This is a genomic window from Actinomadura citrea, from assembly GCF_013409045.1.
Classification (GTDB): Bacteria; Actinomycetota; Actinomycetes; order Streptosporangiales; family Streptosporangiaceae; genus Spirillospora; species Spirillospora citrea.
In genome coordinates this window covers 1197045-1216840 of sequence record NZ_JACCBT010000001.1, presented here as the reverse complement: position 1 = coordinate 1216840, position 19796 = coordinate 1197045, and the positions used below count along the sequence as shown (strand labels likewise).

25 protein-coding genes are annotated in these 19796 nt (G+C 72.3%); 10 read left to right on the top strand and 15 right to left on the bottom strand.

The features are described from left to right. The first annotated feature begins 16 nt into the window (after positions 1-16). On the top strand, positions 17-484 hold the full coding sequence (locus tag BJ999_RS05970; protein WP_179832354.1) for a TIGR03618 family F420-dependent PPOX class oxidoreductase: 468 nt from the start codon (positions 17-19) through the stop codon (positions 482-484). Here BJ999_RS05970 and BJ999_RS05965 read toward each other — a convergent pair. From BJ999_RS05965 to BJ999_RS05950, 4 genes are read right to left on the bottom strand one after another with little or no spacing between them, the layout of a single operon-like run. Then, entirely contained in the window at positions 481-1389 is a 909-nt protein-coding gene (locus tag BJ999_RS05965) for a M56 family metallopeptidase (protein ID WP_179832353.1), read from the bottom strand. The two genes, BJ999_RS05970 and BJ999_RS05965, sit on opposite strands and share 4 nt — an antisense overlap. Next, positions 1386-1769 (bottom strand): BlaI/MecI/CopY family transcriptional regulator, encoded by a 384-nt coding sequence (locus tag BJ999_RS05960; protein ID WP_179832352.1) that lies wholly within the window; start codon positions 1767-1769, stop codon positions 1386-1388. Before BJ999_RS05960 ends, BJ999_RS05965 begins: the two co-directional genes overlap by 4 nt. Positions 1770-1807: 38 nt before the next feature. Next, entirely contained in the window at positions 1808-2485 is a 678-nt protein-coding gene (locus BJ999_RS05955) for a response regulator (protein WP_179832351.1), read from the bottom strand. After that, positions 2482-3612 (bottom strand): sensor histidine kinase, encoded by a 1131-nt coding sequence (locus tag BJ999_RS05950; RefSeq protein WP_179832350.1) that lies wholly within the window; start codon positions 3610-3612, stop codon positions 2482-2484. Before BJ999_RS05950 ends, BJ999_RS05955 begins: the two co-directional genes overlap by 4 nt. A 133-nt stretch (positions 3613-3745) precedes the next feature. Here BJ999_RS05950 and BJ999_RS05945 point away from each other — a divergent pair, with 133 nt between their 5' ends. Next, on the top strand, positions 3746-4933 hold the full coding sequence (locus tag BJ999_RS05945; RefSeq protein ID WP_179832349.1) for a glycosyltransferase 87 family protein: 1188 nt from the start codon (positions 3746-3748) through the stop codon (positions 4931-4933). Here the strand turns inward: BJ999_RS05945 and bluB are convergent. Next, positions 4827-5456: a 5,6-dimethylbenzimidazole synthase gene (bluB, locus tag BJ999_RS05940; RefSeq protein WP_179832348.1), complete on the bottom strand. Its 630-nt coding sequence runs from the start codon at positions 5454-5456 to the stop codon at positions 4827-4829. The genes BJ999_RS05945 and bluB overlap by 107 nt on opposite strands. A 146-nt stretch (positions 5457-5602) precedes the next feature. Here bluB and BJ999_RS05935 point away from each other — a divergent pair, with 146 nt between their 5' ends. Genes BJ999_RS05935 through BJ999_RS43435 form a run of 3 tightly spaced genes read left to right on the top strand, consistent with a single transcriptional unit; the run spans position 5603 to position 7885 of the window. Beyond that, the gene (locus tag BJ999_RS05935) at positions 5603-6541 is read left to right on the top strand and encodes an LLM class flavin-dependent oxidoreductase (RefSeq protein WP_179832347.1); all 939 of its coding nucleotides are present in this window, start codon (positions 5603-5605) and stop codon (positions 6539-6541) included. Next, positions 6541-7206, top strand: coding sequence for an alpha/beta fold hydrolase (locus BJ999_RS05930; RefSeq protein ID WP_179832346.1), 666 nt, complete (start codon positions 6541-6543; stop codon positions 7204-7206). Before BJ999_RS05935 ends, BJ999_RS05930 begins: the two co-directional genes overlap by 1 nt. A 4-nt stretch (positions 7207-7210) precedes the next feature. Further along, a complete protein-coding gene (locus BJ999_RS43435) occupies positions 7211-7885 on the top strand; it encodes a winged helix-turn-helix transcriptional regulator (protein WP_179832345.1) in 675 nt (224 codons plus the stop codon). Here the strand turns inward: BJ999_RS43435 and BJ999_RS05920 are convergent, their stop codons facing one another. After that, positions 7886-8728 (bottom strand): SMP-30/gluconolactonase/LRE family protein, encoded by an 843-nt coding sequence (locus BJ999_RS05920; protein ID WP_179832344.1) that lies wholly within the window; start codon positions 8726-8728, stop codon positions 7886-7888. 163 nt (positions 8729-8891) lie between these two features. On the opposite strand from BJ999_RS05920, the gene BJ999_RS05915 reads away from it, so the two are divergent. Together BJ999_RS05915 and BJ999_RS05910 are read left to right on the top strand one after the other, a co-directional pair. Then, positions 8892-9131, top strand: a complete 240-nt coding sequence (locus tag BJ999_RS05915) for a ribbon-helix-helix domain-containing protein (protein ID WP_149263024.1) — start codon at positions 8892-8894, stop codon at positions 9129-9131. After that, on the top strand, positions 9128-9517 hold the full coding sequence (locus tag BJ999_RS05910; protein WP_179832343.1) for a hypothetical protein: 390 nt from the start codon (positions 9128-9130) through the stop codon (positions 9515-9517). The genes BJ999_RS05915 and BJ999_RS05910 overlap by 4 nt, the downstream gene beginning before the upstream one ends. A gap of 27 nt (positions 9518-9544) precedes the next feature. Here the strand turns inward: BJ999_RS05910 and BJ999_RS41240 are convergent, their stop codons facing one another. Next, on the bottom strand, positions 9545-11854 hold the full coding sequence (locus BJ999_RS41240) for an MMPL family transporter (protein WP_218934962.1): 2310 nt from the start codon (positions 11852-11854) through the stop codon (positions 9545-9547). 72 nt (positions 11855-11926) lie between these two features. Here BJ999_RS41240 and BJ999_RS05900 point away from each other — a divergent pair, with 72 nt between their 5' ends. Continuing rightward, positions 11927-12556: a TetR family transcriptional regulator gene (locus BJ999_RS05900; RefSeq protein WP_179832342.1), complete on the top strand. Its 630-nt coding sequence runs from the start codon at positions 11927-11929 to the stop codon at positions 12554-12556. An 89-nt stretch (positions 12557-12645) separates the two neighbouring features. Here BJ999_RS05900 and BJ999_RS05895 read toward each other — a convergent pair whose 3' ends face one another. Genes BJ999_RS05895 through BJ999_RS05885 form a run of 3 tightly spaced genes read right to left on the bottom strand, consistent with a single transcriptional unit; the run spans position 12646 to position 14117 of the window. After that, positions 12646-13266: a dihydrofolate reductase family protein gene (locus tag BJ999_RS05895; protein ID WP_179832341.1), complete on the bottom strand. Its 621-nt coding sequence runs from the start codon at positions 13264-13266 to the stop codon at positions 12646-12648. Next, the gene (locus BJ999_RS05890; RefSeq protein ID WP_179832340.1) at positions 13266-13772 is read right to left on the bottom strand and encodes an SRPBCC family protein; all 507 of its coding nucleotides are present in this window, start codon (positions 13770-13772) and stop codon (positions 13266-13268) included. Before BJ999_RS05890 ends, BJ999_RS05895 begins: the two co-directional genes overlap by 1 nt. A 3-nt stretch (positions 13773-13775) precedes the next feature. Further along, positions 13776-14117 carry an ArsR/SmtB family transcription factor gene (locus BJ999_RS05885; RefSeq protein ID WP_179832339.1) on the bottom strand — a complete coding sequence of 114 codons (342 nt, stop codon included), beginning with the start codon at positions 14115-14117 and terminating at the stop codon, positions 13776-13778. A 129-nt stretch (positions 14118-14246) separates the two neighbouring features. Here BJ999_RS05885 and BJ999_RS05880 point away from each other — a divergent pair, with 129 nt between their 5' ends. Continuing rightward, complete coding sequence (locus BJ999_RS05880) at positions 14247-16265, top strand: hypothetical protein (RefSeq protein WP_179832338.1); 2019 nt, start codon at positions 14247-14249, stop codon at positions 16263-16265. 76 nt (positions 16266-16341) lie between these two features. Here BJ999_RS05880 and BJ999_RS05875 read toward each other — a convergent pair whose 3' ends face one another. From BJ999_RS05875 to BJ999_RS05865, 3 genes are all read right to left on the bottom strand, one after another. Beyond that, positions 16342-16707 (bottom strand): DUF2516 family protein, encoded by a 366-nt coding sequence (locus BJ999_RS05875; RefSeq protein ID WP_218934961.1) that lies wholly within the window; start codon positions 16705-16707, stop codon positions 16342-16344. Positions 16708-16879: 172 nt separating this feature from the next. After that, positions 16880-17335: a hypothetical protein gene (locus tag BJ999_RS05870; protein ID WP_179832337.1), complete on the bottom strand. Its 456-nt coding sequence runs from the start codon at positions 17333-17335 to the stop codon at positions 16880-16882. Continuing rightward, positions 17310-17783, bottom strand: a complete 474-nt coding sequence (locus BJ999_RS05865) for a helix-turn-helix domain-containing protein (RefSeq protein ID WP_179832336.1) — start codon at positions 17781-17783, stop codon at positions 17310-17312. The genes BJ999_RS05870 and BJ999_RS05865 overlap by 26 nt, the downstream gene beginning before the upstream one ends. Before the next feature lie 218 nt (positions 17784-18001). On the opposite strand from BJ999_RS05865, the gene BJ999_RS05860 reads away from it, so the two are divergent. Then, complete coding sequence (locus BJ999_RS05860) at positions 18002-18385, top strand: DoxX family protein (RefSeq protein ID WP_179832335.1); 384 nt, start codon at positions 18002-18004, stop codon at positions 18383-18385. 69 nt (positions 18386-18454) lie between these two features. Here the strand turns inward: BJ999_RS05860 and BJ999_RS05855 are convergent, their stop codons facing one another. Further along, a complete protein-coding gene (locus BJ999_RS05855) occupies positions 18455-18751 on the bottom strand; it encodes a YiaA/YiaB family inner membrane protein (protein ID WP_179832334.1) in 297 nt (98 codons plus the stop codon). 89 nt (positions 18752-18840) lie between these two features. Beyond that, positions 18841-19722, bottom strand: a complete 882-nt coding sequence (locus BJ999_RS05850; RefSeq protein WP_179832333.1) for a neutral zinc metallopeptidase — start codon at positions 19720-19722, stop codon at positions 18841-18843. Between the last annotated feature and the right edge of the window lie 74 nt (positions 19723-19796).

The window sequence follows — 19796 nt, the reverse complement described above, 5'->3', positions numbered from 1 at the left end:
CCGTAGGGAGATCACGATGACCGAGTACGGCCCCGGACAGGGACCCGGCCCCAAGCCCATCGGCGAGGACGACCTGTCCCGCCTCCTCGGCGAGCAGCAGTTCGGCGTCCTCGCCACGACCAGGAAGAGCGGCCACCCGCACGTCTCCACGGTCATCTACACGTGGGACCCGGACGAGCGCGTCGTCCGGATCTCCACGACGGCCGACCGGGCGAAGGTGAAGCAGCTCCGGCGCGACCCGCGCGCCGCGCTGCACGCGTCCGGCGCCGGCCACCTGTCGTTCGCGGTCGCCGAGGGCGCCGCCGAACTGTCCGGCGTCAGCGAGGAGCCCGGTGACGCGACCGGGCGCGAGCTGCTCGCGATGACGCCGGGCTTCGACGACCCGGCGGACGAGCGGGCGTTCCTGGAGCAGATGGTCAAGGACCGGCGGCTGGTGATCCGCCTGCGCGTCGCCCGCCTCTATGGAACGGTCCTGGCGGACTAGTGCGGCAGGACGAGGAGCAGTAGCGGGAGGACGGCGATGACCGGGACGGCGACCGACGCGGCGATGCGGGTCCGGCGGGGCAGCGGCTCCGGCTCCAGCAGCCGGTTCACCCGCGCCATCACCGGGATGTCGCTGTGCGAGGCGACGCCGAGCGTGCCGGACGGCGCGGCGGCCGGGCGGGCGGCGGCGAAGCGCAGCAGCGCGGTCGCCAGCTCGCGCGGCGGGCGGCCGTGCCGGGCCCGGTCGTCGGCGGCCATCTCGATCAGCAGCTCCACCGCGTCCAGGCACCGTCCGACCAGCCGGAACTGCGGGAACACCTGGCGCAGCGAGGCGAACGGCAGCAGCACCAGGTCGTGGCGCTCGCGGGCGTGGGCGCGCTCGTGCGCGAGCACCGCGGCCAGCTCGCCGCGGTCGAGCAGCTCCATGGTCCCGGCGCTGACGACGACCTTGGACGAGCGGACCCCCGGCACGCAGTACGCGGCGGCGCCGGGGTGGTCGAGGACGAGGGTGCCGGGCACCGAGGAGTCGCGGCGCGACACCAGTGCGAGCAGGGCCCGGTGCCGCCGCCGGGCCCGCACGACCCGCAGGACGGCGAACATCAGCATGACCAGCAGCACGCCGGTCAGGCTGATCGCGGCGAGCAGGGCCGCCACCTGCACCGGGTTGAGCCGGGCCGCCTGGTCGTCGTACAGGCCGGGCAGCCCGCCGAGGACGCCCTTGCGGTACGGCAGGAGGGCGAGCCCGAGCAGGGCGCCGATCGTGGCGATGCCCCAGCACAGCCCGAGGGCCTGCCAGAGCGCGATCCCGATCCGGGGCGTGCGCCACGTCCACCGGGCCCGGGACAGCAGGTGCGCCCCGCCGACGGTCCCCAGTGAGATCAATGCGAGCAGGGCGGTGCCGGTCATGCCGGAGGTTCCTTACCGGTGAGTCCCGCGAGGGCCTGGCGGATCACGTCGATCTCGCCCCGCGACACCGAGCGCACGAAGTGCGCGAGCGCCGCGTCGCGGTCACCGGTCTCGTTCAGGGCCCCGAGCATCAGCTCGGTGACGTACATCTCGCGGCTCGCCACCGGGTGGTAGCGCCACGCTCGGCCGTCACGCTCGCGTTCCAGGAAGCCCTTCTTCGCGAGCCTGTCGAGGACGGTCATGACCGTGGTGTGCGCGAGGTCCCGGTCGTCGGCGAGGGCACGGCTCACGTCCCGCGCGGTGGCCGCCGGATGCCCGGCTTCCTCCCGCGCCCACAGGACCTCCATGACCGTGCGTTCAAGCTCTCCCAGACCCTTCACGCCCCCCAGATTATCCGACGGTCACCGCACAGACCACGTCAGGTAGTACTACCGCCTGTAGGGGGCGCGACGAGCCCGAACTCGTAGGCGATGATGACGAGCTGGACCCGGTCCCGGGCGCCGAGCTTGGCGAACAGCCGCGCGACGTGCGCCTTCGCGGTGGCCACGCTGATGACCAGCTCCCCGGCGATCTCCTGGTTGGACAGCCCGAGCCCGACGAGGGTCAGCACCTCCCGCTCGCGCTCGGTGACGCCCTCCACGTGCCGGGGCCGCCCGGCGGCCGGTTGCGGACGCGCCGCGAACTCCTCGATCAGCCTCCGGGTGACGCCCGGCGCGATCAGGGCGTCCCCGCCGGCGACGACGCGGATCGCCGCGAGGATCTCCTCCAGCGCCATGTCCTTGACGAGGAACCCGCTGGCGCCCGCCCGGAGCGAGCCGTAGACGTAGTCGTCATCGTCGAACGTGGTCAGCATCAGCACGCGGGCGGTGTCGGGCCCCGCACGGCGGATGCGCCGGGTGGCCTCGATGCCGTCCATGTCGGGCATGCGGACGTCCATCACGACCACGTCCGGGTTCGCCTCCTCCACGAGGCGGACCGCCTCGGCGCCGGTCCCGGCCTCGCCCGCGATCTCCAGGTCGGGGGTGTCGGCGATCAGGACGCGCAGCCCGGCGCGGATCAGCGGCTGGTCGTCGGCCAGCAGGACGCGGATCGTCATGCGGCCGCCGCCGGCGCCGGGATCCGCGCCGCCACCCGGAACCCTCCGCCGGGACGCGGGCCCGCGGCGAACTCGCCGCGCAGCAGGGCGACCCGCTCCCGCATCCCGACGAGGCCGTACCCGGTGCCGACCACGCCGCCGTGCCCGTCGTCCTCGATCTCGACGGCCAGCTCCCCGTCGCCGTAGCCGATCGTCACCCGGCAGCGGTCGGTGCCCGCGTGCCGGACGACGTTCGTGACCGCCTCCTGGACGATCCGGTAGGCGGACAGGTCGACGTCCGGCGGCAGCGGCCTCGGCTCGCCCGACGCGAGGACCTCGACGGTGACGCCCGCGTCTCCCGCGGCCTCGGCGAGGCGGTCAAGCTCGTCCAGGCCGGGGGCGGGTCCGAGCGGCGCCGCGCCGGGGTCGTCCTTGCGGAGCGCGGTGAGCATCCTGCGCAGCCCGGACAGCGCGTCGCGGCTGGTGGCCTCGATGGCGTCCAGCGCGTTGCGGGCCTCGGCGGGCTGGGAGTCGATGACCCGCCCGCCCACGCCCGCCTGGATCGCGATGATCCCGATGCTGTGGGCGACCATGTCGTGCAGCTCCCGCGCGATCCGGAGCCGCTCGGCCGCCACCGCCTGCGCGGTGGCCTGCTCCCGCATCGCCTCGGCGTGCGCGCGCCGCGTCCTGACCGAGTTCCCCGCCATGAACGTGACGGCCATCGCCAGCAGGACCGTCACCAGAAGGATCTCGTCGGCGTGCAGGAACGCCGTGACGGCCGCCGCCTGGAGGAGGCACGTCGTGACGGCGACGGGGACGGCGACCTTCCGGGGGCGGGTCGCCGCGACATAGCCGGACGAGACGTCGGTGACGAGGACCAGCAGGCCCGCGACCGCCCCGGACGACATCGCCAGCAGGGCGAGGATCCAGGCGAACAACAGGATCGCGTGGGTGGTCAGCGCCCGCCGCCGCAGCAGCAGGACCACGACGACGGTGAGACCCGCCGCGACGGGGGTCTCCAGCTGCTCGAAGCCGGACCTCCCTTGGGAGAACGTGAGGAACAGGACCACCGGGTACACGGCGGCGCCGCCCCAGGCGAGGGCCGTCCCCGTGCCGCGGCCCGCGCGGCTCAACGACAGGGCTGACATGCGCCGATCGTAACCGCCGCCCCCGTCCCGGCACATTGGCCCGGAGGCGTAATCCCGCGGGCTACAACGCCTTTCGCCCTTGCGTCCCGCGGCCCGATGCGCGGCGGATCCCCCTACCGGAACCGTTGCTCGTGTGAAGCGCCTGGCACCTTTCATTCTGGCCGTCGAAGCCCTCGGAATCGTTGTCTTCTCCGCCACCTACGACTCGCTGGATTTCCGCATCTACTGGCTGGGCGGGCACGCCATAACGGACGGCTCACGCCTCTACCAGGAACAGCTCGCCGAGCACTATTTCACCAACTCGCCTTTCATGGCCGCGTTGTTCACCCCCCTGGCCGCCGTGCCGCTCCTCCTCGCCCGCATGCTGTGGCAACCGGCCTCGCTGGCGGCTTTCGTCTGGGCGTGCGGGCTGACGGTGAGAATGGCCGGCCGCAGGGTCCCCCTCATGGTCGTGGTGGCGGCGGGCCTGCTCCTCCAACCGGTCTGGCAGTCGTTCTTCCTCGGGCAGGTCAACCTCGTCCTGCTCGCTCTGGTCCTTGCCGACCTGCATCGCGTCGCTCGCGGTCGCCCAGCCGGAATCGGCATCGGAACGGCGACCGCGATCAAACTGACGCCGGCCGTCTTCGTCGTCCTGCTCCTGCTGAGCAGGCGGACCAGGGACGCCGTCACCGCCACCGCGACTTTCGCCGTCTGCACTTTCGTTGCGTACGCCATCGCCCCGGACGCGTCCCGCCTCTACTGGTCGCACATTTTCTACGACACCTCTCGCGTAGGCGCCCCCTACATCAGCAACCAATCCCCTTATGGCGCCCTGACCCGTGTGTCGCGGGGAACGGCCGAGGTCGGCGGCTGGTACACGGCCATACCGCTGACCCTCGGCCTCTGCGGGCTCGCCCTCGCCGCCCTCTGGGCGAGGCGGGACGACTGGCTGAGCGCGACGGCGGTCACCGGCGCGACGGGGCTGCTCGTCTCCCCGATCTCCTGGGCGCACCACTGGGTGTGGATCGTCCCGGCGCTGGCGGTGCTCCTCCGGAACGGCCACCGGAAGAGCGCCCTGACCGCCTACGTCCTCTTCGCCGTCTCACCTCTGTGGTGGACGCCCCACGGCGGCGACCCGCGCGAGTACGGCTTCCACGTCCTCCTGACCCCGGTCGCCAACTGCTACCTGCTGGCGGGCCTGTCCTTCCTGGCGTACATGGCGTTCCGGCTCCGGATCAGCCCGCCGGTTCCCTCCAACGATCGTGGTGGACGGCGGCGTCCAGTGCCCTGCGGCGCCGCCAGCCGTGCCGTTCGAGATCCGGAACGGGTTCCAGGTGGGTGACGGGGCCGAGGCAGAGCCAGGCGACCGGGCGGATCGTCTCCGGGATGCCGAGCAGGTCGCGCAGGTGCGGCTCCCGGTAGAACGACACCCATCCGACGCCGAGCCCTTCGGCGGTGGCGGCGAGCCACAGGTTCTGGATGGCCAGGCACACCGAGTACAGCCCCGCGTCGGCGATCGCGTGCCGGCCCAGGACCGCCGGGCCGCCGCGCTCGGGATCGTAGGTGACCACGATCGACAGGCTGGACTCCAGGATCCCGTCGATCTTGATCCGGGCGAAGCGCTCGGCGGCGGCGCCCGTCAGGGTCGCGGCGAAGGCGGCGCGTTCGGACTGGACGTGGTCGTGGAAGGCCCGCCGGATCCCCGGGTCTCCCACGAGCACGAAGTCCCACGGCTGGGACAGTCCGACGCTCGGCGCGGCGTGCGCGGCCTCCAGGATCCGGTCCAGGACGTCCCGCGGCAGGGGCGCACCGGTGAACTCGCCGCGCACGTCGCGTCGGCGGTGGATGGCGTCGTAAATGTCCATGGCAGGCGATTCTGCCGACGCCGGGACGCCCGGCGGCGCATCCCCTCACCCTCGACACCTTCATCGCTACCAACATTTGAAGTCTGTACTTCAAAAACAGGAAGTTCATCGTTATGATCAGGGCCTCACGGCGACCGGGAGGCGAGATGGCGGGGTTGAGGGTCGGGTACGTGCTGCCGACGCGGGAGCAGGACCTTTCGGGCGAGCATGACCCGGGGCGGCTGGTGGCCCAGGCGCGGCGGGCGGAGGAGCTCGGGCTGGACTCGGTCTGGGCGGGCGAGAGCCCTGTGACCAGGCCGCGCGCGGATCCGCTGCTGCTGATGGCGGCCGTGGCGCAGGCCACCGAGCGGATCACGCTCGGCACGGCGGTGCTGCTGCCGGCGATGCGGAACCCGGTCCTGGTGGCGCACCAGCTCGCCACCCTCGACCGGCTGGCGGACGGGCGGCTCATCGCGGGCATGGGCGGCGGATTCCCGGGCGCCGCCACCGAGGCCCAGTTCGCGGCGGTCGGCGTCGACCACGCCCGGCGCCTCGGTCGGCTGGAGGAGTCCGTCGAGGTGATCCGGCGGCTGTGGACCGGGGCGGCCGTCTCCCACCGGGGCGAGCACTTCGCGTTCGAGGACGTCCGCCTCTCGCCGCCGCCGTCCCGCGCGGGAGGGCCGCCGATCTGGCTGGCGGGAGGCGGGCCCGCGCTGCGCCGCGTGGCGCGCCTCGCCGACGGCTGGCTCCCCTATCCGCTCGACGCGGCGACGTACGCGGAGGAGCACGCGACCATCCGGAAGGCGACGGTCCGTCCGGTCACTCCCGCCCTGTACGCGACGCTCTGCGTGGACGACGACGCGGAGAAGGCACAGCAGCGGCTTCAGACGAGCATCGAGCGCTACTACAACGCGCCCCTGGAGTTCGTCGCGAAGATCCAGGCCATGTTCGCCGGGACGCCCGAGGGGGCCGCCGCCTGGCTGGACGGCTACACCGGGGCCGGCGCCCGCCACCTGGTGATCCGGCTGGCGGCCGACGACCACGACGCCGCCCTGGAGGAGCTCGCCGACCGGGTGCTCCCCCTACTGCACGACAAGGAGAACTGATGACAACGTTCGTCCTCGTCCACGGCGCCTGGCACGGGCCTTGGGCCTGGGACCGGGTCGTCCCGGTGCTCACCGCGGCCGGGGCTCGCACGCTGACCCCGGATCTGCAGGGCGGCGACCACGGGCTGCACGACCACGCCGAGGCGGTCGTGGCCGCCATCGACACCGTCCATGACGACTGCGTGCTGGTCGGGCACAGCTACGCGGGCCTGGTCGTCCGGGAGGCCGCCGACGCGCGGCCCGGGGACGTCGGCCACATCGTGCTGGTGGACGGGTGGGCGGGGGGCGACGGCGCCGGCCTGTTCGACCTGGCGCCCGACTTCTTCGTCGAGGCGATGCGCAAGTGGGCCGAGGCGAACGGGGACGGGCGCTCCATCCCGCCGCCGTCACCGGACCTGTTCGGCGTCACCGACGAGGCGGAGTGGCTGGCGGCGCGGCTCGTCCCGCAGCCGCTGCGGACGTTCACCGAGACCACCCGGCTGAGCGGCGCCGTCGACCGGATCCCCGGCACGGCCGTCCACTGCGAGCCGCAGGTCTTCCCCTTCCGGGAGATCGGCGCGTCCGTCGGGTACCGGACGGTCCCGATCGACGGGCCGCACGACGTGATGGTGGCCGATCCGGAGGGCATCGCGCGCGTGATCCTGGAGGCGCCGGGCCTAGAGTGATGCGGTGGAACAGCGAACGTACAACCAGTACTGCGCGACGGCGCGCACCCTCGACCTCGTGGGCGAGCGCTGGACGCTGCTGCTGGTCCGCGAGCTGCTGACCGGGCCCAAGCGGTTCGGCGACCTGCAGGCCAGCCTGCGCGGCCTCGGTACCGGGCTCCTCGCCGCCCGCCTCAAGCAGCTGGAGCGCGAGGGCCTGGCGCGCAAAACCACGCTGCCGCCGCCCGCCCGCACCCCCGCCTACGCCCTCACCGAGGCCGGCGAGGAGCTCGGGCCCGCGATCCTGGAGCTGGCCCGCTGGGGACTGACATGGGCGATGGGCGAGCGGCGGCCGGACGAGACGTTCCATCCGGGCTGGACGGTCCTCGGGCTGCGGGCCTGCTTCGACCCCGAGGCGGCCGCCGGGCTGCGCGCCGTGTACGAGTTCCGCATCGACGACGAGGTCTTCCACGCCCGGGTCGACGACGGGACGATCGAGGCACTGCACGGGCCCGCCCAGCGCCCCGACGCGACCATCACGATCAGCGAGGAGGCGTTCCTCGGCATCACCGGCGGCGGCCACTCCCTCGCCAGGGCGATCGAGGAGGGCGCCGCCTCCGCGTCCGGCGACGAGGAGGCCCTGCGCAGGCTGCGGGACGTGTTCCGGTTGCCCACGCCGCGGCCCCGCCGGGCGGGGTGATCAAGGCCGTCCGGCGCCCGGGACGTCGACCTCGACGCTGAGGACCCTGCCGCTGCCGGGCGTCACCGGCTCGGCCTCGGTCATGCCGCGCCATTCGGCGGCCGTGACGAACAGCGTGGTCCCGCCCGGCCCGCCGAGGACGCAGGCGAAGCCCCCGCGATCGAGGTCGACCACGCGCAGCACCTCGCCGCCCTCGGCGACGCGCACGCACCGCCGGTGGGGGACGTCGGCGTACCAGACGGCGTTCTCCGCGTCCACGCAGATGCCGTCCGGGACGCCGTCGCCGAGGTCCGCCCAGGTCCGGCGGCCGGACAGCCCTCCGTCCGCGCCGATGTCGAACGCCAGCAGGCCGCCGCCGTAGGAGTCCGCGACGATCAGCGTGGAGTCGCCGGGCGTCACCGCCATGCCGTTGGGGAACGCGATGTCGCCGGCCACCTCGCGCACGGAACCGTCCGGCCGCACCAGGGCGACCGCCCCGGGCGCGAACTCCTCCCCGGCCATCGGGTCGAAGCCGGGACGGTTGACGTAGACGTTGCCGCGCCCGTCGGCGACCACGTCGTTCCAGCCCGGCCGGCCGAGATCGGCGTGGGTGACCAGGAATCCGTCCGGTTCCCGGCGCAGCAGCCGCCCGTCCGCCGACGAGACGATCACCATCCGGCCGTCCGGCAGCCACGCGGTGCACAGCGGGAGCGACTCCACCCGCGCCACCACCTCGCTCGCGCCGTCCGATCCGACCGCGATGACCTCGCCCGCGGACCAGTCGGAGAAGTACAACCGGTCACCGTGCCAGCGCGGCGACTCGACCAGTCCACGGCCGCCGAGCAGCGTCCGTACCTCGTCCATCTTCCTCACCATCCTCCTCGGACATCGATGTTCCGCCCTCTACACGAACGGCCCCCGGCCAGATCGACACGTCGCCGCCGAATGTCCCGGGCCCTGCGTTCCGCTGGAGCCGGGAGGGCCCGAGTACACACTGGGAGGCCCCCGAGTGTGTATCGTGTGCCCCATGGCGAGACTCAACATCACGCTGCCCGACGAGCTTGCCGCCACGCTCCAGGGACTCGCCGAGGACAAGAAGATCGCCTCGGTGTCGGGGTTCCTCGCGGACGGCGCGCGGCTGAAGCTGGCCTACCTGCGGGACGCGTCCACGATCGACGACCTGTTCGGCCCGCCGAGCCCGGACGAGCAGGCCATGGTCGACCGGCTGGTCGAGGGCGGCCCCTCGTCCCGCCGGGACGTCGCGTGATCACCGGTCACGTCTTCGACGCGACCGCACTCCTGGACCTCGCCACCGGCAAGACCGTCTACGTCCGCGCCCGGCTCCGGGCGTCCATCGCCCAGCACGCCACCATCGTCATCCCCGCGACCTCGCTGGCCCGCGCCTGGCAGCTCGTCCCCGACCACGGCCGCGCCCTGCTGGAACGCCTCCCCGGCATGCAGGTCGTGCACGTCGACGACCTCGACGACGTGATCGCCCAGCAGACCGGCCTGCTCGTCACGACGATCCCGAACCTCGGCATGGACGCCGCCCAGGCCGCCTGGTCCGCCCGGTGGCGCCGCTGGCCGCTGGTCACCGCCGACCCCGACCTCTACGCGTCCGTCCCGGGCGTCCGTGTGGAGCAGATCCCCTGACCCGGTCCGCGGTGGGCCGGTCGCGGGTCAGGTCGTGAGCTCCAGCTCCAGCTGTTCGTGGACGGGTTCCGGGGGCGGCGGCGCGGTCGGGCGGGTGCGGCCCGGCCACCACCAGTTGGCGTGGCCGAGCAGGCTCATCAGCGCCGGGACGAGCATGAGGCGCACGATCGTGGCGTCCATGGCGACGGCGACCGCCAGCCCCAGGGCCATCATCTTCACCATGGGGTCCGGCTGCGGGACGAAGCTGGCGAACACGAAGATCATGATGAGCGCGGCCGAGGTGATGAGGCGGGCGGTGGCGCCGATGCCGATCACGACGGACTCGTGCGGATCGCCCGTCCGGTCGTACTCCTCCTTGATCCGCGACAGCAGGAAGACCTCGTAGTCCATGGACAGCCCGAAGATCAGGGCGAACATGAACAGCGGGATGAACGACATGATGGGGATGGCCTGGTCGACGCCGAACAGCTCGACGCCCCAGCCCCACTGGAAGACGGCCGTGACGACGCCGAACGAGGCGCCGATCGACAGCAGGTTCATCAGTGCGGCCTTCACCGGGACGATCACCGACCGGAACGCGACGACCAGCAGCAGGAGGGCGACGCCCACCACCGCGACGACCACGGTCGGCATGCGGTCCCCGACCGTGGCGGCGATGTCGATGATCGCCGGGTTCTCCCCGCCGAGGTAGATCCGGGTGCCCGGATGGGCGGCCCGCGCGTCGCGGAGCTCCACGTTCCGCAGGCGGTGGACGAGGTCGGTGGTCGACGCGGCGTGCGGCGCGTCCCGCGGGACGACCTGCACGATCGCCGTCGTCCCGGTCACGACGGGCTCCCCGGCGAACACCACGCCGGGCACCTCGGAGAGCTTCTGCCGCAGTTCCTGCCCGAGGAGCACCGCACGCTTGTCGGGCTTCTTGCTCGTGTCCGGCGCGCCCTTGGGACGGGCCGGCTCCGGGGACGGACTCGGCCCGGCCGCCGCCGGGCCCGTCAGGCCGGACAGCCCCCCGCGTCCCTTGACGGTCGGGACCACGCGCTTCGGTCTGACGCGCTTCTCCTCGCCCGGCACCTTCGCGACCACGACGAACGGGCTGTAGTGGCCCGCGCCGAACTCTTCGGCGACGATGTCGTAGGCCTGCCGCGCCTCCATCTTCGGGGACGACATGCTGTCGGCCATCACCCCGAACCGCAGGCTGAGCGTCGGGATGGACAGCGTCAGCAGGACGAGCGTCGCGACGATCGCGTACGGCCAGGCGTGGCGGTCGACGTGCCGCCCCCAGGCCGCCCAGCGGGCGGAGCCGCGGTCCGGGCGCACCCGGGGCATGCGGTACCGGTCGATGCGCGGGCCCAGGGCGCCGAGGATCGCCGGCAGCAGGGTCAGCGCGGCGGCGACCATGATCGCGACGGTCAGCGCGGCGGCGATCCCGATGCGTCCGATGAAGGCGATCCCGGACAGGAACAGCCCGCAGATCGCGAACACGACGGTGCCGCCGGCGAACACGACCGCGTGGCCCGAGTGCGCCATGGCGCGCCCGACCGCGGTCTCGACGTCGTCGCCCTCGGCGAGCTGCTGCCGGTAGCGCGTCACGATGAACAGGGCGTAGTCGATCCCGGCGCCGATGCCGAGCATCGCGGCGACCATCGGCGCGGTCGGCGCGATCTGGAACATCGACGCGAGGAAGTGGATCAGCGAGTACGCGACCACCATCCCGCACAGCGACACCACGACCGGGATACCCGCGGCGAGGAACGAGCCGAACGCCAGCAGCAGGACGAGCATCGCCAGCAGGATCCCGACGCCCTCCTGCGGCCCGCCCTTCGGCTGGTTGAGGATCATCGCGACGATCCCGCCGAACTTCACCTCCAGCCCGGCCATCCGCGCGGGCTCGACGGCCCGGTTCAGCGCGTCGAGGTCGGCGTGGCCGACGTCGCTCATCGTGCCGGTGAAGTTGAGCCGGACGACGACGGCGGCATCGTCCTTCAGTCCGCCCATCCCCTGCGCGTAGGGGTTCTCGACGAACGCGACCCGGTCGAGCCCGCCGATGTTCTCGATCGACTGGCCGACGGTGAGCGCGACCCTCCAGTCGGCGGGGCTGGCCTGGCGGGTCTCGTGGAACACCACGGTCGCGGTCGGCCCGGTCATCGCGGGGAAGTCCTGCCCGAGCGTGTCGATGGCGCGCTGGGTCTCGGTGCCGGGCAGCGTGCTCTGCTGGACGAACATGCCCCCGTGCACCAGGCCGAGCACACCGGCACCGATCATCGCGGCGACCCAGAGCTCGAACACCGCGCGGCGCCGTCGCACGCAGAGCCGTCCGAGTGCCTCCAGGAAACGCGCCATGCCCGCAGAAAACACCCATTGCATGCAGTTTTGCAACAGATGCAACTTTGCAGCCATGGTAATGTCCGTCACATGGAGGAGGACGCCGGCCGGCCGGGGCTGCGGGAGCGCAAGAAGATGCGCACGCGGCAGGCCATCGCGACGGCCGCGCTGCGCCTGTTCGCCGAGCGCGGCTACGAGGAGACGACGATCGCCGACATCGCGGCCGCCGCCGACGTCTCCCCCCGCACGTTCTTCAGCTACTTCCCCTCCAAGGAAGACGTGATCTTCGCCGAGATCGACGACCGGCTCGCCGAGGTCGCCGAGCGGCTGCGCCGCACCCCCGGCGAGTCCCCCATGGAGACGATCCGGCGCAGCATCGTGGACGTCCTGGAGGCGGTGGTGGCCGAGCACCGCGAGTACGGCCCCGTCCAGGTCGCCCTCATCCTGGAGCGTCCCGCCCTGCGCGCCAGGGCGCTGCAGCGCATGACCGACGCCCAGGACGCGATCGAGGCGCTGCTGCGCGAACTGTGCCCCGGCATCTCCGAGATCGACGCGGTGGCCGCCGCGGGCATCGCGGTCGGCGGCATGCAGGCGGTCGTCGCGCACTGCCGCCGCGAGGGCTACGACCCCCTGTCCATGCGCACCGCCCTCGACCGCGCCGTGGACCTGGTCGAGCACGGCCTCGTCTCGGTGGACGCGCTGTCGCGCCCCTCCCCCTGAACCGCCGGGCACCGGCCGGCGGAGGCGCCCGCCGACCGGTGCCCGGCTCAAGGGTCGCTCCGCCGGTGAGCTCGCCGTCCGCCGTGCGGCTACCGCTCCCGGACGGCGTAGGTCAGGTGCGTCGCCCTCGGGGAGGGCTCCGCACGGACCGGCTCCAGTGCCACGCGGCCCGCGTCCACGCCCTCGAACAGGCGGACACCGGAGCCGAACAGCACGGGCGACAGTGCGATCGAGAACTCGTCGACCAGGCCGGCGTTCACGTACTCCAGGATCGTCGCGCCGCCGCCCGCGATGCGGACGTCGCGGTCGCCGGCGGCCTCGCGGGCCTGGTCGAGCGCGGACTCGATGCCGTCGTTGACGAAGTGGAAGGTGGTCCCACCCGGCCGCTCCCAGGGGTCGCGCTTCTCGTGCGTCACGACGAAGACCGGTGTGTGGAACGGCGCCTCCTCCGGCCACATCCGCTCGCCCGCGTCGAACATGCGCTTGCCCATGACGCTCGCGCCGGTGCGCTCGAACGTCTCCCGCACGATGTCGTTGTCGCGCCCTTCCTCGCCGCCCTCGCCGAGGTTCAGGTTCTCCCGGAAGAACCGCTGCGGGAGGATCCACGCCTGCAGTTCCCTCCACTGCCGCCCCATCAGCTCCCCGAGGGACTCGGGCGCGATGAAGCCGTCCAGCGACATGGACACGCTGAAGAACACTTTCCCGGCCATCAGTCCTCGGCTCCCTTCCGAACGATCTCGGTGACGTAGGCGGCCAGGTTGCCCAGGGTCTGCCGGCCGCCCTCGATCGCGTGGTACTTCTCGACCGCCTCGTCGCGCAGTTCCCTGGTGGGGAACACCGTGTTCATCTCGATCCGGGTCGCCGCGCCGTCGGGCGCGAACGTCAGGACCGACGTGAAGGCGTTCGGGTCGCCGCGGGTCTCACCGTGCAGTAGCGCGATCCGCTCCGGCGGGACGATCTCGGTCCAGGTGATCCACTCCTGGTAGTCCGTCCCGTCCGGCCCGTGCAGCACGAAGTCCCACTCACCGCCGACGCGGAACTCGAAGGACCGCGTGGTGGTGGTGAACCCCTCCGGCCCCCACCACCGCGACAGGTGCCGCACCTCGGTGAACGCCTCGAACACCAGCTCCCGCGGGGCGTCGATGACCCGGGAGACCACGATCTCCCGGTCGGCCGTCGCCGGCTCCGCCCCCGTTGGCTGCCTTCTCCCTGCCATAGGTCATTCCTCCTGCCGTGTCTGCTTGAGGTCCTGCACGTAGGTGTCCAACCGGTCGAAACTCTCGTTCCAGAACCGCTCGAATCCGCCGGTCCACTCGTGGACCGGCCGCAGCCCGCGGGCGTCCAGGCCGTAGAGGCGCTGCTTGCCCTCCCTGCGGTCCCGCACCAGCCCCACCTCCCGGAGCACCCGCAGGTGCTTGGACGCCCCCGGCTGAGTCATCCCCAGCTCCCGGGCCAACTCGGTCACCGGCCGCTCGCCCGACCGCAGCAGCGCCAGGATGTCCCGGCGCTGCGGCTCGGCGATCGCGTTGAAGACGTCCGACGTCGTCGCTGCTCGTGCCATGACCTCATCATATGCCCATATCGGCATGCGTCAAGCAGGACGAATCAGGCGGGTCCCGTTCGCCGGTGTCAGCGATCGGATGGGACGAAAGATCAGTAAATGTCGCCGGCGCGGTGTAGAACTGCGGCCGTGGCAGACGAGACCGGGCGGACGGACGACCGCGCGCGACTTTCCGAGCATGAACCCGACGTCGAGGCGATGCTGAGCCGGCTCGTCACGAGACGCGGGTTCGGCGGACGGCCCACGAGCACGCTCGCCCACATCGACATGGTCGGCCGGTTCCTGGCCGGAGCGGAGGACGCCGCGACGGCCGCGGCCGGGCAGACGTCCGCCATCTGCCCGTGGGGGCCGCTGGTCGGACGGATCGGCGCCGTCGCGGTGCGGGCCGTCTCGCCCGCCACCGCCGATCACCACCGGGAGGGCCTGCTGGCGCTGCTGGAGATGTGGTCGCGCTCGCCCATGGCCGATCCGGCCGTCCGGCTGCGCCGGGGACGCGTGGCCGCGACCGCCACCGCCTCACGGGACGAGCACGGGGCGGCCGTGACGATCGGGGGCGCCGACGCGGAATGGATCGCCCGCGAGAATCCGGAGCTGGTCTTCCTCGACCACGCGTTCGGGCAGGCCGACCCGCCCGCCCTCGGCGCGGTCGTGGACGTCGCCGAAGCACCCCTGAGGTGGGGTGACGCCGATCAGCTCACCCGGCTGGTCGCACTGGTCCGTGCCAAGGGCCCGGTGCCCTGGGACCGCGGCGCCGTGGACCTCCTGGCCGCGAGGACCGGCACGTCCCGCACCACCGCGGCCGTGGCGCTGTGCGGGTTCCCCGGGCACCCCAACTCCAACGGGAGCGAGCTGACCGCCCAGGCGCGCAAGACCCTCAAGGTCACGCTCCGCGACCTCCAGGACGCCTGGTTCCGGGACATGGAAGGGCACACCGACGAGGACCGGCTCGAACTGCTCGCCGAGATCCTCCCGCAGGATCCGGAACGGTTGTGGGAGCCAGGAGGGCTCAGCGAGGTCGCGCTGCGTCTCTCGCAGGCGTGGCGGCAGAGATTCGGCGAGAAGCCGGTCGCGCCCCTGAGCACCGTTCAGGCGGCCGAGAAGGCGGCCCCGAATGTCACCGGCGCGCAACTGTGCGAATGGCTCGCCGATCCCGGTGCCGTCCCGCTGCTCACCAGGGACCTGGACACCTGGCTGGAGTCCGCCGACAGCCCCAGGTACAAGAACCAGAAGTGCGTCCCTGCCGCCGAGACGCTCCAGCTGCAGAACCTGATCGAAGCCGTGTTGCTCGGGCTCCGGTGGTCCTACGAGGAGCTTCCCGCGGGTGACCCGGTTCGGGAGGGCGCGCCCGCGGCCTACGACCTGCTGCTCCAACGGCTGGCGAACCCCGGCCTGCTGCTGCCCGCCTGCCTCTTCGACGTCAAGGCGCAGGGGCTGGACGCGATCACCTCCAGGTTCGGGACCGTCCCCCACAGCGGCCCGAGCGAACTCACGGTCGACTACGTCGACGACGGCCTCACGGTCGCCTCACTCGTCGCCCGGCAGCGGCTCGCGAACCTGTTCTTCCGCCCCGCCCTGTACGGCGTCGACGGCCGGACCGAGCGTCTGGCCGAGGTGGTGGACGCGTCCCGGAACAGCAGGCACGCCTTCGAACGCGTGCGCCTGCTGCGCGGGAGGGGCGCCCAGGCCATGGCGCACCGCATCCGTTCCGGCGCGCTGCCGGAAGGGGCATACGAGGCCGATCCGTCGGCTTCGGCGCCGTCCCTGGTGGAGGAGGCCGTCGGGCGCCTCGACGTCCCGCCGGACTCCGCCGCGCTCTACCTCCAGTTGCTGGCCCTCGACGAACCGACGGACCGCAACGTGCGGAAGTGGAACCGCTGGACCCCCGCCCGCCTCCGCAAGGCCGCCGACCCCCTGGTGGCCCGGAATCTGGTGATCCGGAGCGAGCAGGCGCGCGAGGGCCGCAAGATCTTCCTCCCCGGTCCCCGGACCCAGGGCCCACCGCCCCAGGAAGCGTGGAAGGCCGACATGAAGACCGCGGCCGACGCGGAGGACCCCCACAACCCCTTCGCCTGGCGGCCGCTCCCCGACCGCTTCACCTACGCCTGGCACCACGCCCAAGAGCGAACCGACGCCCACCGCACGCCGTGAGCGCTCTGGGAACCGACCCGCTTGCCCGCGGCCCGCTCCTCGGGATTGGCGTCGCGCCAGGCCGCAAGGCCGCCGCTCACCAGGGGCCGTAGGGGCCCTGGCGGGAGCCGCCGCGGCCGCCGTTGTTCTTCTTGTACGGGCCGACGGCCGGGCGGACGTCGGCGAGGTAGACGGCGGCGGCGATGAACGCGGCGACCGGGAGGATGCCGAGCAGCAGGGCGATGGGGCTGGCGCCGAGCGCCACCGGCGCGACCGCGTACGCGGCGCCGACCACCGTCGCGACGATCAGGATGATCATCCACAGCTTCTTGCTCTGCTTGCTCGCGGCGGCGTAGGCGTTCACGGGTACGGTCAGCGAGTCGACCAGGGCCCACGCCTCCATCACGAACGCGATGATCAGCAGCAACCAGAAGAAGTAGTCCAGCACGTTGAAGCCCGACATCGGCGATCAGCGCTCCTGCTCGTCTCGGACGGCGACTCCTCGTCGCACGCGGGTCTTCCTTTACCGCAACCCTATGCGCACCGTCCACCAGGGCGGCCTGATGGACCAGGCACCTGTAGGGACGACGGAGCCCGGCCGGGTGTTCCCGGCCGGGCTCCGTCGTTCGGCGCCTTTACTTCTTCGCGGTGGAGCGGGACTGCCCGGTGGCCCGGCTCTGCACCGTCCGGCGCTGCGCGGTGCGGGCCTTGGACGCCTGCTTCGGCGCGGCCTGGTCGGCCGCGGCGATCTCGGCGACCTCGGAGGCCTCGCGGTGCACGACCTTCTTGCCGCGCTCGGCGAGCTCGTCGATGAACTCGAAGGCGCGGGTGCCGAAGTGCGTGGCGTACGCGACGGCGGCGCCCGGCAGATCCTTGGCGTCCACGCGCTCCTGGTACCGGGAGACCTCGCCGCGGTAGCGGGCGGCGGTCTCGCGGACCTGCACGCGGTAGCGGTCGACGGTCTCGCGGACCTCGCCCTGGTACCTGGTCACCTGCTCCGGGACCTCACGGATCTTCTCCACCGCGAAGTCGCCGGCGCCGGCCACGGCGTACACGGCCTTGTTCTCACGAAGGTTGCTGGCCAGCGTCATCCGACCTCTTCCTTTCCTTGCGCTCTGGTCCGGCCTGTTCTGGTCCGGCCTCTTGCGGTACGGCGGTCTCGGCGGGCACATCGAGCTCGGCGCCGAGGACGCCGCTGGCTTCGTTCTCCTTGAGGAACGACGCGTAGATGTCGAGCAGAACCTGCTTCTGCCGTTCCGTGAGGACGAGATCGGCCCGCACGGCGGCCTGCACGTCGGTGTCGGCCTCGCGGTCCTCCAGGATCCCGGCCTGCACGTACAGCGCCTCGGCGGAGATCCGCAGCCCTTTGGCGATCTGCTGCAGGATCTCGGCGCTCGGCTTGCGCAGGCCGCGTTCGATCTGGCTCAGGTACGGGTTGGAGATCCCGGACACGTCCGCCAGCTGGCGGAGCGAGATCTTCGCCCGTGTCCGCTGCTCCCGGATGTACTCCCCGATCGAGCCGACCTTCGAACTCGCCATATCTCCACTCTCCGTCATGGTGCTTGCTATTGCAAGCACCATAGCTAGCACTTCGTGGTGAATCGCCTCACATGCCGGAAATGCCGGATGAACCGTCCCATCGCCGCTGGTCCGGCGCTCGGGGCGCCCGTGGCGCAGGTCACGTGTCGCGTTGTCACACGGGTCGCGGCGCCGGTGTCTTGCGGACGAACCACTCGTCCCCATCAAGGAGGAAGCTCATGGACACGGCACTGTGGATCGGGGCGGGACTGCTGGCCGCGGTGGCGCTGACCGGCGGTGTCAGCAAGGTCTTCGTGCCCAGGGCCAAGCTGGCCGAGGCCCCCGGCGGGCAGTGGACCGAGAGCGCCGGCGACGGCTTCGTGAAGGCGCTCGGCGGCCTGGAACTCCTCGCCTCCGTCGGACTGATCCTGCCCGCCGTGGTCGGCGTCGCGCCCGTCATGGTGCCGGTGACCGCCGCCTGCTGGGTCCTGCTGATGGTCGGCGCGATGGTCACGCACGGCCGGCGCGGGGAGACGGCGTTCGTGGCGTTGAACCTGGTCTACCTCGCGCTCGCGGTCTTCGTCGCGGCGGGCCGTTTCGGCCCGTGGCCCTTCACCGGCTGACCATGCCGGGGAACGTCGTGCGCCGCCGCCCTTCGCGGACGGCGGCGCCAGGTGGGGGGAGGGCCGGGATCACAGGGACGGGGTCGCGTACGGGTCGTGCTCGGCGAGGAGCTTGTCGAGGCGCGCCTGGTCGACCCGGGTGCTGATGGCGTACGTCTCCTGCCGGTCGCGGACGCACTTGGCCAGCGTGAACGTGGACGTGATCACATACAGCAGGCCGAGCGCCAGGAACGCGCGGACCCACGCGCTGACCGGCAGGTAGGCCACCCCGACGGCGACGGCGGTGCTGGAGACGGCGAACGAGATCGTCGCCTGGACGAAGAACGCGGCGGAACCGGCCTGGGCGGGCGGCTTGGAGGTCGTCATGGAACGAGTCTGCGGCCCGCCCGCGTCCGGGGCATGAGTACCGGCACTCAGCCGTCCCTGTGCGAGGAACTCAAAGCCCGGCCGGGAGGTCAGCTCACCTTGGACGGGGACGCGATCCAGGTGTTGCAGACGGTCAGGTCGCGCCCGTTGAAACCGGTGATCACCCAGCCCGCGTAGTGGCGGCCCGAGCCGTGGTCGCGCTTCTCCGGCGGCTGGCGGTCGTCGCCCCTGCCCAGCACGTCGTTGACCATGGCCGTGTACTGCTCGCGGGTCATCGGGAGGGTGGTGCGCTCGCTGCCGAGGAAGGCACCGGCGAAGCACTGGGCCTGCAGCTCGATGCGGCGGCTCGCCTCCGTCCGGGTGGCGGTGTCGCCGGACTCCATCTGGCCGTCCCCGTAGAGCAGGATCCCGGCCCGGTCCTGGACGTGGTGCCCGTACTCGTGCGCGATCACGCGGGCGTAGACGGCGTAGTGGGACAGCGGCTCGCCGCCCGACGTCTCCACGACGTGCCGGAGCCCCACGTACATCGTGTTGTTGGCCGGGCAGTAGAACGCGGACGCGCCGGGCGCCGGGTAGGAGCCGCACGGGCTGCGCCCCGGCTCGACCCAGAACACCCGGTCGGGCTTGTCGAACGCGATGCCGGCCTTGGTGAACTGCCTGGTCCACGTCGCGTCCAGGCAGTCGCTCAGGGTGTCCATGAACCCGCGCATGGACTGGGCGGACGGCTGGATCGGCGGCAGGCGGCAGCTCACCGGCGTCAGCGGGCCCGTCTTGTAGATCTTGCTGTTGGTCGCCTTCTCCCGGGGCGTCGAGGGGCCGCTCGACGTGGTGGAGGTCCCGGTGCCGCCGACGGCGCCCTGACTCCCGCCGAACAGCGAGATCCCCAGGATCGCCAGGACGACCAGGGAGGTCAGGCCGCCGAAGATGCCCGCGATCGTCCCGCCCGCGCTGCGGCGCGGCGGCGGGCGCATCGGGACGTACCGGTACTGCGGCGGCCCGTAGGCAGGAGGTCCGTAGCCCGGCCCGCCGTACGCCGGACCGCCAT